Source organism: Bacillus cereus group sp. BfR-BA-01309 (genome assembly GCF_022664315.1).
Taxonomy (GTDB): domain Bacteria; phylum Bacillota; class Bacilli; order Bacillales; family Bacillaceae_G; genus Bacillus_A; species Bacillus_A mobilis.
Genome location: NZ_JAKUHE010000020.1, coordinates 50,688 through 71,289, shown reverse-complemented (window position 1 = coordinate 71,289; position 20,602 = coordinate 50,688). Strand labels below are relative to the sequence as shown.

The window sequence follows — 20,602 nt, the reverse complement described above, 5'->3', positions numbered from 1 at the left end:
ATATGTATGTATTTTCTTCACTCAAATACACTTTCCCTTTTTATAATCTGACGAAACTGGAGGAATATATATGGCAAAACTTAAGAAGAACCCTTCAAAAGCTGGAATTAGCGCAGCAAGTGTAACTGGAAATGCAGGTCCGCATAATCACGGTGTGGAAAAGGGCCGTCAAGGTAATAACCAACAATACAAGAAGCATAATATGGGCGAAAAATAACGGTATATTTTTGGGCAGAAAACGTGGCATAATGGGTAATGGCTGCTTTTTCTGCCCAATTTATTTGTACATATGGAAAACAAAAGAGGGAACGATGATGAAACGAACAATAGTTATGATTGTAATGATTGCTACACTATTTACAGGGATGATTTTCTTCTCTTACGCACAAAGACAACAAGCTGTAAGAGCCGATCAACCTAGCATCACTGGACAATACGCCATTACAATCGATGCGGACACAGGTGAAATTTTGTATGGAAAACGAGAAGACGAACGCTCTTATCCGGCTAGTATAGCCAAAATGATGACAACTCTTCTTTTACTAGAGAATGTAAAAGAAGATGAAGAAATTACGATTACAGAGAACGCAATTAAAACAGAAAGTCAAAGTAAGAAAATTAAACTTCGTGCTGGGGAAAAGTTAAAGCGTGATGAGGCATTAAAACTGATGCTTATCATTAGTGCAGACCCAATAGCCGAATCCATCGCAGAACATATCGCAGGATCAAAAAATGAATTTGTAAAAATGATGAATGCTAGAGCGAAGGAACTTGGTACAAAGCACGCGACTTTCAAAAACGCAAGTGGCGCTGATGCACTCGGAAATAAAGTATCACCATATGACATTGCTATGATTACGAAAGAAGCATTAAAGTACCCAGTTGTTTTAGAATATATGAATTCAACACGTACAACTCTACATACTTCAGAACGCTCTCCAAACATCGCAAACTATGGACGAGAAGAACTATATGACGATCCATATGCAATTGGAAGTAAAAGCGGTCTATCAGCACTCGGAAAATATACGGTCGTAACAGTGGATGAAAAAGACGGTAAACGCGTCATTAATGTTATATTATCTTCTACTCGTACGCAACTATATCCTGATACGAAGAAAATGGCACATTACGCATTTCAGCAATTAAAATAACCAAGGAGTATTTACTCCTTGGTTATTTTTTAACCATACCTTTTAATACGAACGCAACGTTTGCTGGACGCTCTGCTAGACGACGCATGAAGTAGCCATACCAGTCGTTTCCATAAGGCACATAAACACGCATCTTGTAACCTTCTTTTACTAGCTCAAGTTGACGCTCATTACGAATACCATATAACATCTGGAATTCAAATTGGTCTCTTGGAATATTGTGTTCTTCGGCAAGTTTTTTCGTATATTCAATAATCGCTTCGTCATGTGAAGCAATTGCAGTATAATTTCCATTTAATAAGTGCATTTTAATAATTTTTTTATAGTTATCATCTACATCTTTCTTATCCGGGAACGCTACCTCTTCAGGTTCTTTATAAGCTCCTTTTACAAGACGTAAATTCGGACTATAAGCATTTAATTCTTCCATATCTTTTTCTGTACGATATAAGTAAGCTTGAATAACTGTACCAATATTATCGTATTCAGATTTTAATTGTTTAAAGATCTCAATTGTTTTCCCGCAGCGCGTATAGTCTTCCATATCAATTGTAATAAACACACCATTTTCTTTTCCAGCTTCTAAAATACGGCGCATATTGTTCATTACGATTTCATCAGAGATATCTAATCCCATAGAAGTCATTTTTAAAGAAAGCTGTGAATTAAGACCTTCTCTTCCAATTGCACGAATCGCTTCAATCGATTCGCTAGCCATTTCATTCGCTTCCGCTTCGTTATCAACGAATTCACCTAAATAATCGATCGTTACACAAAGCCCTTGCTTATTTAATGCTTTAATTGCAGCTGTCGCTAATTCAATCGTTTCCCCTGCGACAAAGCGACCTGCACCAAAGCGTAAACCGTACTTTTTAGCCAGTTTTGTTAGCGCTTTATTTTTTGACAAGAAAAGAAACGAATTTCGCATTAATTGTTCCATGTAATTCACCCCTATGACTGTGATTTATCTGTTTTTTACCCCTCTTCAAAATTATATCATTGTTTAAAATTATTGGATACAAATAATTATTTAGATAATTTATAAAATACTATAAAAACATTTAAAACCCTATATTTTCGCTTATAAATATGTAGGAAATATTTTTCGACATTTAGAAAAAACGAATTTACCAGGCACAAAATAAGCATGTCGAAAATATTCGACATGCTTATAAAACCCTTTATATTCCATGTAAATTATATAAGGATATTAATGCAGAAAACTTAAGATTATATTTATCTCAAGTTTTTTTATTGCTCATTTCTCTTCTCTTCATTCAGCCTTTTAATATCTGTAATTAACTGTACCATCTCTTCTTTCGCATCAGGGTAAGTCTCATTCCAATGCTTCACTAAAGCTGGCATCGTCTTTGCTATGTAAGAATACAGCGCCCACTTCTGCACCTGTTCTTTTCTCTCGTCATTGCTCTCTCCAAGTAATAGCTCCGTGTATTTCTCTAACAACCCATCAAATTGTTCGTTAAACTTTTCACTCATCTTATCTACCTCCTATATGAAAAAAGCAGCGAAGATCGCTGCTTTTTCTTATAATTTTGATCGAACAGAGTTTAATTTCTTCTCCATTGTGCTTACTTTGTCACGACGATCATCGATACGAATTGTTGTCGCAACGCGCTGTGCACCTTTCGTATATGGAACTTCATGCATTTGTTGAATAACTTCTAGAATGACAGGAAGATCTCCTTCAATAATTGTATTCATTGGTGTTAATTGATATTTCACGCGATCTGCATTTTTCTCTAACACCTTTTGTACTTCTGCTACATATTCACTAACACTTGGATTACCCGTTCCTACTGGAATAATCGATACGTCAACAATTGCCATAGTAGTCTTCCTCCTATTACTTGCTTCTTATATATCCATTGTCTATTTTACCGAAATACTCATCATTTTACTAATTTGTTATTCCTCTATTTTAAACTGCTCAACTAATCTTTCTAAGTCTCTCATGTGCTCCGTCAAGCTTTCCATCGTATGAGCTACCTTTTCTAGATGGTTCACTTGAGATTCAGTTGCAGCATTTACCTCTTCCGAAACAGCTGCGCTTTCTTGACTCGTACCAGCAATTGTATGCATTACCGCTGTAATTTCTCCTTGCTCATGACCAATGTTATATACCTCTTCTACAATTTGTTCCACTGAAGTACTAATCGTATTTACAACTGACATAATTGTACGGAATTCCGTTTCTGCCTCTGTCGTAACTTTATTTTGTATATCCGCAATGTCTTTCAACTTACTTACAACTTCTACAACTCGTCTTACCTCTACTTGTACATCACCAATCATCGTCGCAATTTCTACTGTTGCATCTTTTGATTGTTCCGCTAATTTCCGAACTTCTTCAGCAACAACAGCAAATCCTTTACCTTGCTCACCTGCACGCGCCGCCTCGATTGAAGCATTTAAAGCAAGTAAATTCGTTTGATCCGAAATACCTTTTATAAGCTCTACAACATTTTGAATCGATCCAACTCTTTGCTCTAACTTTCCGGATGCTTCCTCTGTATGAACAACAATCGAAGATGACTGGCCCCTTGTACGAACTAAATTACGCATCGTATGTAATCCTTGCTTAGATGCCTCTTCAGCTTTGCCAGCCACTCCTTTTATTTCACCAACCGAGTGATTCATTTGTTCCACTGACTGCGCCATATTCTCGAGCTGCTCTGAAACTTCATCTACACTATTAGCAAGAGTAGACGCTCCTCCGCTCACATCATCCATTGCACCTGACACTTCTCTACTAGCAGCTACAGTTTCAGTCGTTAAATAATGTAGATTATTCGTTGATTGCTGCACTGTTGATACACTATTTTTAATTTTGCTTACCATTTCATTCATTTGCTCAACCATATGATTAAAGTGATTTGTCAGCTCTCCAACTTCATCCTTACTTGTCACTTTCATTTGCAACGTTAAATCACCTTCTGCTACTTTTTGAACGTGATTCGTTAATAGTTGCAGCGGTCTTGCTAATCTTCTTGAGAACAAGTATGAAGCTATGATTCCAACTAATAAGCTAATACATGCCATTATAAGGACTGTATTTCTCGTACTATTTAATAGCCCATCAATCGTTTCTTTCGGATAAAAAATTCCTATTTTCCATTTCATCAAATCAAATGACTGGCTATAAACAACTACATCTTCACCTTTTAATGTAGTAACAGCATATTTTGTTACCTCTTTATTTAAACTCTTCACAAGTGGCTCTTTCGAAACATCTTTCCCTATTTTCTCTGGATAAACAAGAGCCATATTTTTATCATTTATAATAAACATTTCTCCGCCATTATTGTATTGAATATTATGAAGTAACTTCTGAATTGTTCCAAGCGATACATCCATCGCAACAACACCTAATACAGATCCATCTTGAGCTGTAATTGCTTTAGAAACTCCCACGCTTAACTTACCTGTTGCAATTTCATACATAGGTTGTCCCCAGTGAACCTTTTTCACATCAGCTTCTGAGTCTTTATACCACGGTCTTGTCGTTGGATCATATCCTTCTGGCACTTGTCCACCTTCAGCAAGATTGGCACTTAATGTTTTTTTATCTTTCGTACCAATATATAGGTCTAAAATACCAGGATGATTCTTTTTGTACTCCGAAAACTCTTTCGTCAAAAATGCTTCTTCTTCTGGAGTAACTCCGTCTTGAAGTATATTACGAACCATCTCACTGTTCGCATAATATCCCATATCTTCATCCGTTCTTTGAACAAATGTCGTAAGTTGCTCTGTCACAAGATCCATCGTATTTTGAGAATACTGGTCTAAGGAGCGCACTTCCTTCTCTTTCTGTAATTGATACATAGCTGTACCTAATATTACAAACATCATAGAAATAAGTACCGAAAATACTACCGCAATTTTTAAACGTAAACTTCTCAACATCTTCCCCCAAGCATCCCCTTCTCGTTGTATTGTAATCATATTAATCACTATATTAAGTATAATGGATAAAATTAAAAAATTGAAATTAATTCTCATCTCAATTTAAGTAGAAAACCTACTACCACTTGTGTAAAAACAAATAGTTCATTATCCTTAAGCTATATAATCTCATTTGTTCGGAGGGAACTATGTTACAAAAATTCGGTTTCTCACAATATGAAAGCCAAGCTTATGAAGTTGTCGTATCAAGCAACGAACCACTAGATGCTACAACGATTGTGAAGCACTCTGGTGTTCCAAAAGCAAAAATATACGAAGTGCTAGCACGCCTGATCGATAAAGGGATGGTAATGGATTCTGTTTCAGAAAAGAAAAAGTTATATACTGCATTACCACTCAAGCTAGCAATTGAAAAATTAACGACTGAATTTCAATCAAATATTAAAGACTTGGAAACGAATATATCCAAAAAATCATTTACAGATGATCGTGTGTGGAGCTTAAAAATGCAATCTTCTATTCGAGTTCAAAGTAAAGAACTCATCGAAGGTGCAAAAAAATCCATTCTTATTTCAGCTTGGAATGATACTCTTTCTGAATACCTTCCTATACTAGAAGAAAAAGCAAAACAAGGCGTCCACATCGAGTCTCTTATAGTTGGAAAAGTAGAAACGAATTTAGAAAACATGCATTTTCTAATTCCAGCTGAAGAACCTAACGCATTAGAGCGCTATTTACTACTCGTCGTTGACGACCGCGAAATTTTATTTGCTGGTGTAGAGCAACAATCATGGCAAGCGATGAAAACAATGTCACAACCTTTCGTAAAGTTCTTCATAGAATTTTTCCATCACGACGTTGCGCTTGCAAAGATTACCCAGAAGCACCATGATCTCTTTATGCAAGATGAAGAAATTAAGGGTTTGTTGAGGAAATTGAGATACTAAAAAAACGCCTCTATTACAAGGCGTTTTTTTCTACATTTCTTTTCTACATTTCTTTTCTATTTTTCATCCTTAACACATAAGCACCCGCAATAATAAAACCAATTCCTAAAACGAATAAAGCGGTAAATTCATCGCCGACGCCGCCAGTAGCTGGTAAACGCACTTCATTATGAGTATTAGGTTGTTGCATTGGCTTCACATCAGTGGAAGGTTTCACTTCTCCATTCGGTGTTGGCTTAGAGGGAAGCGATGCCTTTTCTTCTTTCTTATTTTTCACAATATGTTTAATAATTTCTCCATCCTCTTTTATTTCAAATGCGAACGTCTCTTCATTTATTACATATCCATTTGGCGCTATTGTTTCTTTATACGTGTACTTTCCGTATGGTAATTTGAATTTCGCTATACCTTGCTCATTTGTTTTTCCTTTTGCTACTTCTTTTCCTTGTTCGTTGTAGATAGTAAATTCTGCATTTGGCAGTTTCGTATTCCCATCTGCTACATCTACTTTCGTTATTTCTAACTCACCTTCTACCTTCTTATCTTGAACGATATGTTTAATAATTTCTCCATTCTCTTTTATTTCAAATGCGAACGTCTCTTCATTTATTACATATCCATTCGGTGCTATCGTTTCTTTATACGTGTACTTTCCGTATGGTAGTTTAAATTTCGCTACACCTTTTTCATCCGTTTTCCCTTTTGCTACTTCTTTCCCTTGTTCGTTGTAGATAGTAAATTCTGCATTTGGCAGTTTCGTATTCCCATCTGCTACATCTACTTTCGTTATTTCTAACTCACCTTCTACCTTCTTATCTTGAACGATATGTTTAATAATTTCTCCATTCTCTTTTATTTCAAATACGAATGTCTCTTCATTTATTACATATCCATTCGGCGCTATTGTTTCTTTATACGTGTATTTTCCGTATGGTAGTTTAAATTTCGCTGCACCTTTTTCATCCGTTTTTCCTTTTACTACTTCTTTTCCTTGTTCATTGTAGATTGTAAATTCCGCGTTCGGTAACTTCGTATTTCCATCCGCTACATCTACTTTCGTTATTTCTAATTCACCCTTTACATTTTCATTTTTTAACTCTAATACAGCAGTTTCACCAGTTTTCACTTCAATTTTTTTAACACTTCCGTCTAACACATATCCAGCTGGCGCTTGAATTTCTTTGACGCTATATATACCGATTGGAAGATTGCCTAACTCCGCAATCCCCTTATCATTAGTCGTAACATTTTGTTTAAAGTTTTCATTAGAAACTTCAAACACCGCTCCTTTTAATAATTCCTTTTTTTCTCCTAATTTCATAATCTTTAAAGAGCCTACTGATTCCCAATTTACAACTAAATCTGTACTGATTTTCTCACTATTTCTTTGTAACAATACCGTTGTATTTTGAACTTTTTCTGATCCTTTAAAAGCTATTGCTTGTAAATTTGTTAAAGTAGACTTCACTTTCATTTTAAAATTACCACTACTCGTGTCTTTCGGGATTAATATTTTGAATTTTTCATCAATTGATAATGTACTTTTCTCTTCTCCATCTTCATTTACAATTCGAAACCCTTTAGGAGCATTTTCAGGAAGAATTGTATAGGAGCCAGAAACCGCATTTGTTTGCACTGCATAAAATCCTGTTTCTAAATAATCACCTTTTTGTGTAGCAGTTTGTGGATCTACAGGATTAACTTTAAAAAATACATCTTGTGATCCAGTTTCTTTTTTTGAAGCCTCTACTAAACGCTTCATAAGATTATGTACTCGTTCATTTTTTGCAACTAAATCTTCTACTGTTAATTCATTTGCTGCAATCCATACCGCTAATTGTGTAGCATAATGCGCTTCTTCTACTGTCGCTACCCCTAATTCAGATGGGCTTTTTTGAGGATATCCATTTAATAAAACACGATATACGGCATCAGATGTTTTCCCCATTTCAGGCAAATCATCTCCATTTGGAGAACGCAAATCAGGCGTTAAACAATACGCAATACTACCCGAAGCCGTTTTAATTATTTCTGTTTTTATTTCACGATGTTTCGAATTACTATAACTCCAATCCATTTTATATGTTTCTCTGTTCATTACTTCTGCCTTTACTTGCGGCATTGCAATTCCTAATAAAATAATAAGAGCACTTAAAAAACTAAACCATTTCCCTACCATCTTTCGTTTCATTCTCCCCACCACCATATATAAATTTCTACATGAAGCAATCTTACTGTTTCATTGTACTTATAGTGAAAAAAAGAGAATAGGTGGTTTTTTTGTATTATCTTGTCGAATTGTTGAGAAAGTTTCAAAGCAATAAGCAACATTACAATTGTTTGTTCTCATGCTGCTATTGACAAATGAATGTTACATATTTAAAATTTTTAAAAATAATAAAAAGGCACTTTATAAGTGCCTTTTTTACTTACCAGAAACAAATTTCAAACGAATACATGTTATTTATCTTTTTCTTTTATCTCCGTCAACAGCTCAATAATTTTCTCATTTTGCTCCACTTGTTTCTCTGAATTTTGACAGATGAAACGTACCCACCTTAATACAAAAACAACTACAACTATCGGTAATAGTGCAAGTATCATACCGAATATCGAGAAGTTAAACATCATTTTCCATCACCTCGCTACACATAACCTTCTCCATATATCTACTAAAACCTGCAAAATTTTACAAATAAAAAAAGAACCTATCAAACGATAGATTCTTCCTTCGCAAACTGAGTAGAACGTCCTCTCGTAATAGAGAAAATTGCACAAAGCAGCGCTAATATAATAAAGCCGCCGCCTACCCAAGCGTTATATATAACAGATGATTTCTCAATAACAACTCCGCCTACTGTTGAACCAAGTGCAATTCCTAAGTGAAGCGCAGAGTTATTTAGACTTTGCTGAATACCAGCCGATTCTGGTGCAATTTCAATTAAATAATTTTGTTGTGCTGGCGAAATAGCCCAGCTCAACATACTCCAAATCCCCATCATAATAATGAAGAGTGGGAATGAGAATGTCATCATCGGCAATATGAAGATCGCACACGCAAATACGATAATAATTGTGATAATACTTTTCTTCGATCCCCATTTATCAGCAAGCAAGCCCCCAAGGCCGCCTCCAAGTACCGCTGCGATTCCGAAAATGAAGTAAAATACACTAATCCAATTCGCTTCCACATGCATTACATCTTTTAAAAATGGTGTTAAATATGCATATAGTGTTAAATGACCTGTTAAAAATAAAAATGATGTTAACTGTGCACTTACGATTTTCTTATCTTTTAACGTAGCAATTTGCTCTCTTATTGATAATACTGATGTCGGTGGTACTTTCGTTAAGAATAATGAAATACAAGCGATTGCCATAACTGTTAAGATTGAAATGAGTACGAATGGTGCACGCCATCCATATGCATTTCCGAGTACAAGGCCGAGTGGTACTCCAAGTACAAGTGACCCACTAATCCCCATGAAAATGATTCCAATTGCACGCGCACGAAAATGCGGTTCTACAACGCTAGAAGCAAGTGTTACAGATAACGCAATAATTAATGAACCACTCGCCGCACAAACAACCCTCGAGAACATTAACATCCCGTAATTCAAACTAAATGCCGAAATAATATTTCCGATTAAAAAAATTGATAATGCCCCAATGTATAATCTTTTTCTTTCAAACTTTCCAGTTACCGCTAATAAAACCGGACCTGATAAAGCAAATACTACTGAAAATATTGTTATAAGCTGACCAGCTGCACTAATAGATACTCCTAAATCATTGGCAACTAAATCGAGCGTTCCTCCTATAATTAGCTCAACCGTTCCGACTACGAAAGCCGCGATAGCTAAAATATACACACGAAAATTCAAATCTTTCCCCACGCTTTCTATTTTGGTTACTACGACTATAGTAACCAAAATAGAAATTGAACACAAGTACAATTTTTTTACAATAAAAAAACAGGCGTATGATACGCCTGCCTTCTAATTATTAAACAGTAGTTTTATTCTTCTTATTTAAATACCAATACACCGGAAGTCCAGTAAAGACAATTCCAATTGATAAGAAACAACTTACCGGATCATTGATAATTGCACTACCAATTACAAAGAACGAACCTAAAATCGCGACGATTGGTACGATTGGGAATAAAGGTACACTATATGCACGCTCTTTATTCTTATTACGCTTTCTTAAAATGAAGACACCAATAAACGTCATTACATAGAAAATATAAATAATGAATACGGAAATCTCAGATAGCTTATTCGGATCACTAACAATCATTAAAATAATTCCTAAAATGATTTCAACAGTAATCGCATTTGCTGGTGTTTTAAATCTTGGGCTTTCCTTTGCAATAAACTTAGCAAACGGAAGTTGTCCACGTTCTGCCATCGACATCGGGATACGTGGGAACGTTAAAATCTTTCCATTTAAACAACCGAAAATAGAAACGATAATACCGATACTAATAATTTTCCCACCATATTCTCCAAGTAGCATGCCCGCAGCTGTCGCTGTTGCATTTTCTCCAAGGTCTACAATTTTCGCTGCTGGTAATACATTTAATAATGCCAAGTTAATTAATACGTAAGCAGCTGTTACAATTAAAATCCCAACTGTCATTGCTTTCGGTAATAACTTTGTTGGGTTTTTCATTTCTCCGCCAATTGAAGCAAGTAGAATCCAGCCGTCATATGCAAATAACGTTGCTAAAATTGCCATACCGATACTTTGATTTTCTGATATCGGCACAACTACGTTAAAGATATCGCTATTCCCTTTCCAAAAACCTAACACAACAATTAAAACGATCGGAATCATCTTCCCAATTGTCGTAACCGTTTGGACGATACCTCCATATTTTGTTCCCATACTATTTACAACGCCAAGGAACACAACTGTTCCAATTGCAATTGGTAAATTCCATACTTTATCTAAATAGAAGAAATTAATCATTAAAGAACTAAAGTACAACCCTAATGTTCCAATAATAGCTGGTCCATAAACAATCGTTTGCATCCAGCCTGATAAATATCCCCAAAAACTTCCGTAAATCTCCTCTAAATACGTATACAACCCACCATTTTTCGGGATTTGCGCTCCAATTTCAGCTACTGTTAAACCACTTGCTAGCGTTAACAGACCACCAATTACCCAAGCAAGAATCGCCATATTAGAACTCCCCGAGTAATCTAATACGCTCCCTGGTTTCATAAACACACCAGATCCAATAATCGTTCCTACCACAATAGAAAGTGCTACTGTTAAGCCAATTTTGTTCTTCTCATCATGATGCATGCTGCGTATCCTCCTTCCAATCCTAGTGTGATGCAAAAATGAAATAAAAAAACACTCCTCCCTAAAAAAGGGACGAGTGTTGTATTCGTGGTTCCACCCTTGTTTCAATTAGCAAAGTGACACACTTCACCAATTTCTCAAGTCTAAATAACGGTTTTTGCCGGCAAGCAATTACTAGATGTTCGTTCACTGCTGCAGTTCAGAGGTGGTAATCCATTTTTTCGTATTAGGAAGCTCACAGCCAAAGGCTTCCCTCTCTGAGAATCGTAAAAAATTGATCATGTCCTCATCATCACTTCTTGATGTCGAATTTTGTAGTTATTGTTCATTATATTGAATTGTTAGAAAAAATCAATATATTTTTTTATATAACATACGAAATATTTCTCTTCTTATATTATAACAGAAGTTACGACACTTCTCTAATTCCCTAAAAATGGTATACTCCATATAGGAGGTGCACCAATAATGATTGCTGTTTTTTGTATTATCGCTACATTTCTTTCGGCTCTATTCGCTATCATGTACAGGCACAAGTATCCTGGTTATAGCATTTTAGCAGTAGCTCTTATACCAGCTGCTTCCTTCTACGTATTAGGTACATACCAATATACAGAAGTATTTATCGGTTTTGCAATCTTCTACTGCGTCTTTGGATACATACTAACAATGAAAAAACTTTTATTAAATCATTAAAAGGGACCGATTTCTGCTAACAGAAATCGGTCCTCTCACGTACCTTTCGGTTGCCCACACGAAAGATACGACTTCGCTCAATTATTTCTCATCTTTTTTCATAAAAAACTTATGGTGCGGTAGATCCACATTCAACGCCTCTAATTGTTTCTTTTCATTGTCTAAAATCGCTTTTGCTTTTGTTTTTGTTGCCTCATCTAATCCCGCAAAGATGTCTTCATGTTTCTCTTTCTCTGGAAGCTTCACACCTAGTTTTGTTAATTCTTCTTTTGCTTGCTCATGTGTTAATTTTCCGGACTTTTCTTGTTCAAAAATAGACTTTACTTTTTCCTTCGTTGCTTCATCTAAGTTAGCAAGTATGTCTTTATGCTTACCCTTCTCTGGCATTTTCACGCCTAACTTCGTTAATTCCTCTTGCGCTTGTTCACGTGTTAATTTTCCAGATTTCTCTTGCTCTAAAATTGATTTTGCTTTTTCTTTTGTTGCTTCGTCTAAATTAGCAAACATGTCTCCATGCTTACCCTTTTCCGGGAACTTCACGCCTAGTTTTGTTAACTCTTCTTTTGCTTGGTCACGTGTTAATCCCCCGGATTTCTCTTGCTCTAAAATTGATTTTGCTTTTTCTTTTGTTGCTTCATCTAAGTTAGCAAACATATCCCCATGCTTACCCTTCTCTGGCATTTTCACGCCTAACTTCGTTAATTCCTCTTGCGCTTGTTCACGTGTTAATTTTCCGGATTTCTCTTGCTCTAAAATCGATTTCGCTTTTTCTTTTGTTGCTTCATCTAAGTTAGCAAACATGTCTTTACGCTTTTCCTTCTCTGGAAGCTTTACACCTAACTCCTCTAACTGTTTCTTTGTATCGTCCATAATCGTTTTTACTTTTTGTTTTGTAGCGTCATCTAAATCTTTTTTCGCCGTTTTTGTAGATTGCTCAGCTGCTGGAGTATTCGTTGCCGCAAATGCTGGTATGCCGGCTCCTCCAATGATTCCGAATGATAAAGCACCTGCAATTGCTAAATACCCAACTGTTTTCTTCTTCATAGGAAATTTCCTCCTTCATATGTCTAAAGCATGTACACTTTCGTATACAATGCCTATAGTAATGTCGGTTTCTTAACATTTCCTTAACGGCTTAACAAAAAAACACCGCTCATCCCGAGCGGCGTTTTTCTAAGCTTTTTGTAATTGTAATTCTTCACGTTCCATTATTCTTCTTAATACAATTGTTTGTGTCATTGTAAATAAGTTACCTGTTATCCAGTACAACACAAGTCCTGATGGCGCCGCAAATCCCATAAATAGAATCATTGCCGGCATCATAATTTGCTGCACCTTCATCATCTGTACTTGTTCTCCAGGTGTAACGTTAGATTGGAAAACTTTCATCTGAATAAATGTCGTTAACGCTGCAATAATCGGTAATATATGATAAGGATCTGCATGTCCTAAGTTCACCCATAAAAATGAAGATGTGCGAATCTCTTCTGTTCGGCTAATCGCATAATACAAAGCAGAAAAAATCGGCATTTGTATAAAGATTGGCCAGCAACCAGCAAGTGGATTCCAACCGCCTGATTTCATTAGTTCTGACATTTCTTTTTGATACTGCTTTTGTTTTTCAAGATCTTTACTTACATCACCGTATTTTTTCTTTAGCTTCTGCAATTCAGGTTGCATTTTTTTCATTTTTGCTTGGCTACGATATTGCGAAATAGCTAATGGAATCATAGCTGAACGAATAACGAGCGTCATAATAATGATAGCAATCCCGAAGCTAGCTCCCGGTATATGATGAGCAACAAATTGAATCATATACGAGATTGGATATACGAAATAATGGTTCCAAATTCCCGTACTATGTGAATCGATTGTGCCTGCATTACTGCAGCCAGATAAAACAAAAACAAGTAATACTGATAAACTAATGAGCGCAGCTCGGTATGATTTTAACATGTTCATTCCTCCAATGTTTCGTAATTATTTAGCGAAACATTGGTGTATACGGACCGACCTCGTCATTCTCTTCACTTGATTCTTGTCTGCGTACAGAACGAATCATTCCATACTTATAAAAAATTGAAAATAGCGGTACATTTCCCGCACTATCTTCACATGTATCAGCTAACGCAAAAGCTCTTTGTCTACCATTTGATGCTTGCTGACGCACAAAGCGAGAAACATTAGCAAGGAAGAAAACTTCTAATAAACAAAGCGCTGTCGTTACAAACGATATATATAGAATTGCATCCTGCAATAAAAATTCCATCGCTTCACATCCTTAATAAGGTCATTTTAGCACATTGGGCAAATATTCTCTATTTCCTTTTATCGTCAAAAAAAGTATTTTGCATATTTTCTCAAGAAAATAATAATTAAGAAACGTTGTATTCGCTTTCTTTAGTATATTCACACACATCAATGAATAGGCTTGATTTATTAGAAATTTATAAAATTTTTGCATTATAATAAAACTATTGCCAGTTTTTGAAAAAACCTTTATTCTCTTCTTGTAATCAAAAATGAATATGGAGATGAAACATACTATGGGTCAACTAGGAGACGCCGATTACGTTCCCGACACCGCCTTTTTATCCTTCCCAGCAGCTAAAACATTTCACTTAGAATTTATCATACAGTTGGTTGTTATTTTCGTAGCTTCTATTTTGTATGCAATTTCTATGAATATGTTCTTTATCCCGCATAACATGATTAGCGGTGGATTCGCTGGTGTAGGGATGATTATCGGTTATTTAATGCACTACAATATCGGTGCACTTATCTTTTTACTAAACATTCCTCTTCTTATTTTAAGTCACTTTTACTTAGGCAAGAAGACAACCTTTTTAACAGCGTACTTTGTAGCTGTATCATCGTTAGCGATGAACATTATCCCTGTACACCAAGTTTCAGACGATATTTTACTATCTTCTGTATTCGGCGGTGTAATCTGCGGAGCAGCTTCCGGAATCATATTCCGATTTGCTTCTTCAACAGGTGGTTTTGATGTCGTTGGATTGATTGTAGCAAAACATCGAGATATTTCGATTGGAGCAATCATCTTTGGATTCAACTTAATCTTACTTGTTGCAGCAGGATTTATTTTCGGATGGGATATTACACTTTATACGTTAATTAGCCGGTTTGTAGTCAGTAAAGTAATTGATGCCGTGCATACGAAACATATTAAATTAACGATAATGACAGTTACAGAAAAAGGCGAGGAAATAAAAAGCGCACTATTACATCACGGCATACGCGGAGTGACAATGGTAGATGCTGTCGGCGGCTATACAAACCATAAGAAAAAAATGATTTACACCGTCGTAACTCGCTATGAGTTAGGCGAAATGAAACGTATTATCCGTCAAGTGGATAACAAAGCATTCATGAACATTACTGAAACAGTTGAAATTGTCGGCCGTTTCAAACGCATATAAAAAAGGTTAATACATGAAAGGGCATAACATATTAGTCATATATAATATGTTATGCCCTTTGTTATTTAACTAACGCACCCTTTAGCATAATAAAATTACTAAGTTTATTACTACAAATCGGAGGATAGCATTCCATATACAATACTATCTGTCCATTCATTTTTACTCCAAAAATCTTGTATGAAATGGGCTTCCTTTCTCATGCCTATTCGTTCACATAATTTTTGTGAAGCTGTATTACGTGCATCAAGATTAGCTTGTATACGATGTACATTACATTCATTAAATAATTTAAATACCAAACTACTTACTGCTTCTGTTGCCAAGCCTCTCCCAGCTACTTCATTTGAAAAACTATAACCAATCTCAACAGTGTCTTTCATATTTGTATACCATAAAGATAAATCACCAACTACTTTAGTCTTGTATATAACTGCCAAACTTAATATTGATTCTTTAGTAAGTACATTGTTTGCTAGCTTCTTATTAAATCTTTCCTGCATGTCTTCATGAGTCCACTTATTATGTAATAGAAACTTACATGTATCATCATTATTATAAATAGCAAATACATCCTGTAAATCAGTCCTCTTAAAAGGTCTAATTATTAATCTTTCTGTTGTGATCTCCAAGTTAGCTCTCCTCCCTTACATTCATGCTACAAAACATTTTTTATAGTATTTAATCCTCCTTCTTAGATCTCACCTTGATTACATATTTCATCATAATAAATTAAAATCCTTCTTCCACTAAACTGCACCGTTAATGGGAATTCCTTGAGCTTTTTATTTTTTACACTTATTACAAAATCAGATAATTCTATTATTGTGACCCGAAATGTGTTATAATGAAAGCAGACTCACAAAAAAAGAGTATATAGACTTGGAAGTTTCTCTTATTTTACAAGCAAAAAGAAACGAGCAGTCGGGTATATTTCAAACACCATACACGTAACGGTTTAAAAAAAACCGATCATCTTAGTTATTCTTCCATGATCTTTTTATAAAAAAGATACGTACAACTAAAATTCACTTCAATATACTATACCTACCTTTTTGACTTCCAAATCATCTTATTACATAAGGAGATGAACATATGAATCAATATATCAGATATACAATAGCTGTCCTGTTTGCTATTATCGGCGGAACAATCTGCTTCTGGACAAACACTCAGCTTGGAGAGAATATCATTTTTAACGGAATCGAAACACTTGTAAGCGCTTCAATTTTAGGCGGATACATTTTCTTCCTCTTCAACCCAGAAGAAAATGCGCAAAAAACAATGTTATTAACAATGATCGGAATCGTTGGCGGATGTATTTCCTACTCAATGACTAACTATACATTACCACTTCAATTAAGCTCAGCTTTCTTCCACGGTCTATGGACTTGGTTCATTGCATTCTGCCTAGCAGACGTATTCAACCTACTACAAGACAATGAAGAAGAAAACGGTCGCCAAATTGAAAGTAACTCGTAAGCTGGAAGATATTCTTCCAGCTTTTTTATGTTGGTTTGCATACTCCGTCACCACAATAAAAAGAAGCTACCCTCACGGTAACTTCTTTTCCACATACCCCATCTGGTACTTACCAGAATATATCAACGATTCTCCAAATATATCGGCGATTTCTACACTTATATCAACGATTTTTTCATTATATCGACGATTCGACACAACATATCGACTTACCGACATCCTTCGACATTCAAAACGTACAACATACCCTATCCCCCAAGCAATTTACTGCCGAACTCTACGATTAAAAAGATAACTAATAGGATCGCGAGTATCTTTAATGCTACATATGCTACTTTAAAAACAGCATAAATGAGCAAGACTATTAAAATAATCGTTAAAATTTCCATCTAGAATTCCTCCAAGCTTTGCTCTTCTTATCTTATTTTACTCGCCCCAGACTTTTTATGGAACGGCAGAAGACGACATAGAAAAAAGAGGATACCTTACCCATCGTAAGATACCCTCTCTTTCAACTGCTCAAACCATTCTCTCTCTAATTGTAAATATCCCAATTCATTCTTTTCAGCGTTCTTTAATTCTTTATCAGCTTTCTTCATATACATACGGGAAGCTTCCATATCGCCCTCTAAATATTTAATAATTCCTTGTGTACGGTAATATCCGTTTAGATCCATTCTTGTAACAGCCTTCCCATACGCCTTCGCTTCTTGCAGAGAAATGCTATCCATCTGATAAAGAGCTTTATACAAAAGGTACCAACTATGAAAACTCCCAACGAAAAATTTATTTTCCTTCGTTACAGGTTGTTGAATAATTGGTTCTATATACGATATCGCCCTTTCCATCCCCTTTTGGTCAGCTCGAGCATAAAACACGAGCATAAGTCCGCTCATTATGTCTCTTATACTTTTATCCTCTTTTAATTTCTCCTCACTAATTTCTACTAATCTCTCGTCCCAATCTTTCGGCCTCTTATAACTAAATAACTCACTTGATACTTGAATGTTATATAAGTGCTGTTTCGCCTTTTCATCACTTTTAATTAAAATGAGGAATTGCATACCATCGCTCATTAGCGTTCCTTTTATCGGCACGATTGTAACTGCAAAAATGATAAAATGGAAAACAGAAAAATATAAAAGATATTGATAATAACTCACCATGTATATGTAACCAAAAGTCATACCAAATAATAAGCTTGTAATCGGTCCACCTAAAGTCATCCATGCCCATTTTTTTGAAAGGTTCGGTGTTACTATAGAAGGCGGTATTAACATTGCCACGCCTCCGAAGTACGCCCATAATTTATTTTCTCGAATACGTACTTTCCCCTTCTCTTTTTGAAAAGTAATCGGCCCTACTGTCATAAATTTAAAATTCAAACCACCTATCAAGCCGAATACTACGTGTCCTAGCTCATGAATAGCTAGCACTAATAAAAAAATTCCAAATACTGCCCATATATCCAAAATTACTTCTAATTTCTCCGTTCGGATCACTCCGTATAAAATGGACAGAATTAGCGCCACTATCAGTGAACCAGCTGGCCTTCTTAAAATATCCACCTTTTTCTCCCCTTAATAAATCATTTTTCTCTGCATTTCGTACATGAATTTTCCGAGATGCAATATCCAAATAAGTGAGATTAAGCCAATTAATACAAAATCGATATCACTAGCCGCTGTATATATAACGGCAGCCCACCATACATATGCCAATATTGTATTCGTAAATTCATACGCTTTATATCCAGCCTCATGCACAATGTGCTGTAATCCTTCATCTGCGTTTTTCGTCCACATTTTCATAGATTCCATATATGTTACACCCTGTTCAGGATATAGCTTATTATAACGATTTTTTGTTATGAGCCCGATAATTACAACAATAGTTAAACAGACAATAGAAGCTACTAAATTCCACACTGCAAATGAAACATTTGTATCCTGCAATAGTGCACGCCTACATGTAATAACTGCATATACAAACCATGCCTGCGTAACTATATCACCTACACGTAAATATATACTTATAATGCCTAATTTTCTGCCTTGTACACTCTCTTCTTCATCGCGTGCCTCCGCTAACATACGTGTATTCTTCCAAGTGTAGTACATCATTAAGATTCCAAAAATAGTACACACACCTATAAATGTATTAGATGATAATTTTCTCGGTTCATCCGAGAGTAAATTTAAAGCTATATAAGATGTTAAAAAGCCACCTATCATACTTAATGCTATTTTCCCCACAATATCAAATTGTTTTTTTCGTTTACTCTTCATCATCCTCTTCCCCCTCCACTAACGTGAATATTTCCTCCACCGGTACATTGAAAATTTGTGCGATTTTTAACGACAATACGATAGATGGTGCATAATCCCCACGCTCAATTAAACTAATCGTTTGCCGTGATGATCCAATCGCTTTTCCTAAATCCCCTTGTGATAAACGATGCTTTGCTCGCAATTCCCTCACTCGATTTTGAAGCTTCATGTCTTCCCTCTTTTTCATTTATTTAATTGAAATTGTAAATAATATCCTTATTTTTGTCAATTATAATTGTCAATTTGACGTTAATCATTGACAATTATAATCTATGAAATTTTTAACTACTAACCAAACAAAAACTTATTAAAATAAAAAAGGCAGTGCGTCTGCACTGCCTTCCTAAATTTTGACATAGAATGGATTTCATATTAACTTGCGTTTTGTAAAAATACTCGTTTTAACTGTTTGCGGAAACGAACTCCTAACGTAATTGCTACAATCACAATCACTCCAAAAATGATTTTACCGATGTGACCTTCTAACGCTCCAAAAATATCATGTAAGTTGCCACCTAACCAGTAACCACCGATTAAGAAGAACGATACCCAAAATAGAGCACCTGAGTAAATTGTAATGGCAAAGCGACGGAATGGTAAGTTAATAATTCCTGCAAAATATCCTGTAAAATGACGGACACCAGGAATAAAGAAACCGATAAAAATAAGGAAGTATCCATACTTATCAAACCACATTCTTGTTAAGTCGATTTTTCTTTGTGTTAAAAATACGTATTTCCCATACTTTTGAATAAAGGGCATACCTAATTTATTTCCTAAAAAGTATTGAATTGTCATTCCTACACTTGTCCCAATAAAAGATAGGATAATTAAAATCGGTAAACTTAAATCGCCCTTCTGTGCTAAAAATCCCGCATATGCTAACGTTGGCTCTCCCGGAAACGGAAGTGCAATATATTCTAACAGCAAACCAACAAGTACAACATAGTACCCGTACTGCTGAAATAATTCATGAACCCATTCCATGTCATCTCTCCTTCCAATCACGTACAACTTCTTACTATTATTGTATAAAAAAATTGTCGAAATAACTATCACAATAGCTTACATTTTTATTACATTTTTGTAAGGCTTACACTAAGGTTTTCTGTTCTTTATTTGATGCTATCCATTATCATTTTAAAATGAACTAACAGCTATATATCGTACGAATCAAAGGAATTAATATACATTTTTTATCCAGTTTTTAACACCTAAAAATCACCACATTTTGTTCTCAATAAAAAACCACCACAAACTCATACGAACTTCATATTAGCTTCATATACGTATTGTAAGATTATATC

Annotated in this window: 23 protein-coding genes, 1 pseudogene and 1 other annotated feature; of the genes and pseudogenes, 6 read left to right on the top strand and 18 right to left on the bottom strand. The window is 35.4% G+C overall.

Translation table 11 applies throughout. The features are described 5' to 3' along the window. Positions 1-70 precede the first annotated feature (70 nt). Positions 71-217 carry a YuzL family protein gene (locus tag MR115_RS25875; RefSeq protein ID WP_001096344.1) on the top strand — a complete coding sequence of 49 codons (147 nt, stop codon included), beginning with the start codon at positions 71-73 and terminating at the stop codon, positions 215-217. A 97-nt stretch (positions 218-314) separates the two neighbouring features. Next, the gene (locus tag MR115_RS25870; RefSeq protein WP_242243219.1) at positions 315-1,154 is read left to right on the top strand and encodes a D-alanyl-D-alanine carboxypeptidase family protein; all 840 of its coding nucleotides are present in this window, start codon (positions 315-317) and stop codon (positions 1,152-1,154) included. 22 nt (positions 1,155-1,176) lie between these two features. Here the strand turns inward: MR115_RS25870 and MR115_RS25865 are convergent, their stop codons facing one another. The 5 genes and pseudogenes from MR115_RS25865 to MR115_RS30365 all read right to left on the bottom strand — a co-directional run. After that, positions 1,177-2,094: a proline dehydrogenase family protein gene (locus MR115_RS25865; protein ID WP_000436767.1), complete on the bottom strand. Its 918-nt coding sequence runs from the start codon at positions 2,092-2,094 to the stop codon at positions 1,177-1,179. Between the two features lie 311 nt (positions 2,095-2,405). Then, positions 2,406-2,651: a YusU family protein gene (locus MR115_RS25860; RefSeq protein WP_001290586.1), complete on the bottom strand. Its 246-nt coding sequence runs from the start codon at positions 2,649-2,651 to the stop codon at positions 2,406-2,408. Between the two features lie 48 nt (positions 2,652-2,699). Then, positions 2,700-3,002 carry an MTH1187 family thiamine-binding protein gene (locus MR115_RS25855; protein ID WP_001018860.1) on the bottom strand — a complete coding sequence of 101 codons (303 nt, stop codon included), beginning with the start codon at positions 3,000-3,002 and terminating at the stop codon, positions 2,700-2,702. Positions 3,003-3,080: 78 nt separating this feature from the next. Next, a complete protein-coding gene (locus MR115_RS30370) occupies positions 3,081-3,905 on the bottom strand; it encodes a methyl-accepting chemotaxis protein (protein WP_457548375.1) in 825 nt (274 codons plus the stop codon). Positions 3,906-4,076: 171 nt separating this feature from the next. Beyond that, positions 4,077-4,940 (bottom strand): annotated as a pseudogene (locus MR115_RS30365) (cache domain-containing protein); the annotation flags it as partial. Between the two features lie 329 nt (positions 4,941-5,269). On the opposite strand from MR115_RS30365, the gene MR115_RS25845 reads away from it, so the two are divergent. Then, positions 5,270-6,028 carry a TrmB family transcriptional regulator gene (locus tag MR115_RS25845; protein WP_242243217.1) on the top strand — a complete coding sequence of 253 codons (759 nt, stop codon included), beginning with the start codon at positions 5,270-5,272 and terminating at the stop codon, positions 6,026-6,028. Between the two features lie 43 nt (positions 6,029-6,071). Here the strand turns inward: MR115_RS25845 and MR115_RS25840 are convergent, their stop codons facing one another. From MR115_RS25840 to MR115_RS25825, 4 genes are all read right to left on the bottom strand, one after another. Continuing rightward, complete coding sequence (locus MR115_RS25840) at positions 6,072-8,219, bottom strand: MSCRAMM family protein (protein WP_242243216.1); 2,148 nt, start codon at positions 8,217-8,219, stop codon at positions 6,072-6,074. A 269-nt stretch (positions 8,220-8,488) separates the two neighbouring features. Beyond that, positions 8,489-8,659, bottom strand: coding sequence for a hypothetical protein (locus MR115_RS25835; RefSeq protein WP_242243215.1), 171 nt, complete (start codon positions 8,657-8,659; stop codon positions 8,489-8,491). A gap of 80 nt (positions 8,660-8,739) precedes the next feature. Then, a complete protein-coding gene (locus tag MR115_RS25830; RefSeq protein ID WP_242243214.1) occupies positions 8,740-9,924 on the bottom strand; it encodes an MFS transporter in 1,185 nt (394 codons plus the stop codon). A gap of 109 nt (positions 9,925-10,033) precedes the next feature. Then, positions 10,034-11,347 (bottom strand): APC family permease, encoded by a 1,314-nt coding sequence (locus MR115_RS25825; RefSeq protein WP_242243213.1) that lies wholly within the window; start codon positions 11,345-11,347, stop codon positions 10,034-10,036. A gap of 65 nt (positions 11,348-11,412) precedes the next feature. Then, positions 11,413-11,649: a binding site (T-box leader), on the bottom strand. A gap of 166 nt (positions 11,650-11,815) precedes the next feature. Here MR115_RS25825 and MR115_RS25820 point away from each other — a divergent pair. Then, entirely contained in the window at positions 11,816-12,043 is a 228-nt protein-coding gene (locus MR115_RS25820; protein WP_097817419.1) for a hypothetical protein, read from the top strand. An 81-nt stretch (positions 12,044-12,124) separates the two neighbouring features. Here the strand turns inward: MR115_RS25820 and MR115_RS25815 are convergent, their stop codons facing one another. The 3 genes from MR115_RS25815 to MR115_RS25805 form a co-directional block, all read right to left on the bottom strand. Further along, positions 12,125-13,087, bottom strand: a complete 963-nt coding sequence (locus MR115_RS25815) for a hypothetical protein (RefSeq protein WP_242243212.1) — start codon at positions 13,085-13,087, stop codon at positions 12,125-12,127. Positions 13,088-13,216: 129 nt separating this feature from the next. After that, entirely contained in the window at positions 13,217-13,999 is a 783-nt protein-coding gene (locus MR115_RS25810) for a membrane protein insertase YidC (protein WP_061679000.1), read from the bottom strand. Between the two features lie 28 nt (positions 14,000-14,027). Beyond that, complete coding sequence (locus MR115_RS25805) at positions 14,028-14,312, bottom strand: hypothetical protein (RefSeq protein WP_242243211.1); 285 nt, start codon at positions 14,310-14,312, stop codon at positions 14,028-14,030. 277 nt (positions 14,313-14,589) lie between these two features. On the opposite strand from MR115_RS25805, the gene MR115_RS25800 reads away from it, so the two are divergent. Continuing rightward, positions 14,590-15,483 (top strand): YitT family protein, encoded by an 894-nt coding sequence (locus tag MR115_RS25800; RefSeq protein ID WP_000530035.1) that lies wholly within the window; start codon positions 14,590-14,592, stop codon positions 15,481-15,483. 110 nt (positions 15,484-15,593) lie between these two features. Here MR115_RS25800 and MR115_RS25795 read toward each other — a convergent pair whose 3' ends face one another. After that, the gene (locus tag MR115_RS25795) at positions 15,594-16,115 is read right to left on the bottom strand and encodes a GNAT family N-acetyltransferase (RefSeq protein ID WP_242243210.1); all 522 of its coding nucleotides are present in this window, start codon (positions 16,113-16,115) and stop codon (positions 15,594-15,596) included. A 463-nt stretch (positions 16,116-16,578) separates the two neighbouring features. Here MR115_RS25795 and MR115_RS25790 point away from each other — a divergent pair, with 463 nt between their 5' ends. Continuing rightward, positions 16,579-16,965: a DUF3938 domain-containing protein gene (locus MR115_RS25790; RefSeq protein WP_001077770.1), complete on the top strand. Its 387-nt coding sequence runs from the start codon at positions 16,579-16,581 to the stop codon at positions 16,963-16,965. A 248-nt stretch (positions 16,966-17,213) separates the two neighbouring features. On the opposite strand, the gene MR115_RS25785 is transcribed toward MR115_RS25790, so the two are convergent. The 5 genes from MR115_RS25785 to MR115_RS25765 form a co-directional block, all read right to left on the bottom strand. Continuing rightward, complete coding sequence (locus tag MR115_RS25785; RefSeq protein ID WP_000404783.1) at positions 17,214-17,354, bottom strand: DUF3985 family protein; 141 nt, start codon at positions 17,352-17,354, stop codon at positions 17,214-17,216. 96 nt (positions 17,355-17,450) lie between these two features. Further along, on the bottom strand, positions 17,451-18,533 hold the full coding sequence (locus MR115_RS25780) for a zinc metalloprotease (RefSeq protein WP_242243209.1): 1,083 nt from the start codon (positions 18,531-18,533) through the stop codon (positions 17,451-17,453). Between the two features lie 12 nt (positions 18,534-18,545). Next, on the bottom strand, positions 18,546-19,253 hold the full coding sequence (locus tag MR115_RS25775) for a DUF3169 family protein (protein ID WP_242243208.1): 708 nt from the start codon (positions 19,251-19,253) through the stop codon (positions 18,546-18,548). Beyond that, positions 19,243-19,464, bottom strand: coding sequence for a helix-turn-helix transcriptional regulator (locus MR115_RS25770; RefSeq protein WP_000776168.1), 222 nt, complete (start codon positions 19,462-19,464; stop codon positions 19,243-19,245). Before MR115_RS25770 ends, MR115_RS25775 begins: the two co-directional genes overlap by 11 nt. Positions 19,465-19,667: 203 nt before the next feature. Continuing rightward, the gene (locus MR115_RS25765; protein WP_061678995.1) at positions 19,668-20,282 is read right to left on the bottom strand and encodes a DedA family protein; all 615 of its coding nucleotides are present in this window, start codon (positions 20,280-20,282) and stop codon (positions 19,668-19,670) included. Positions 20,283-20,602: the final 320 nt, after the last annotated feature.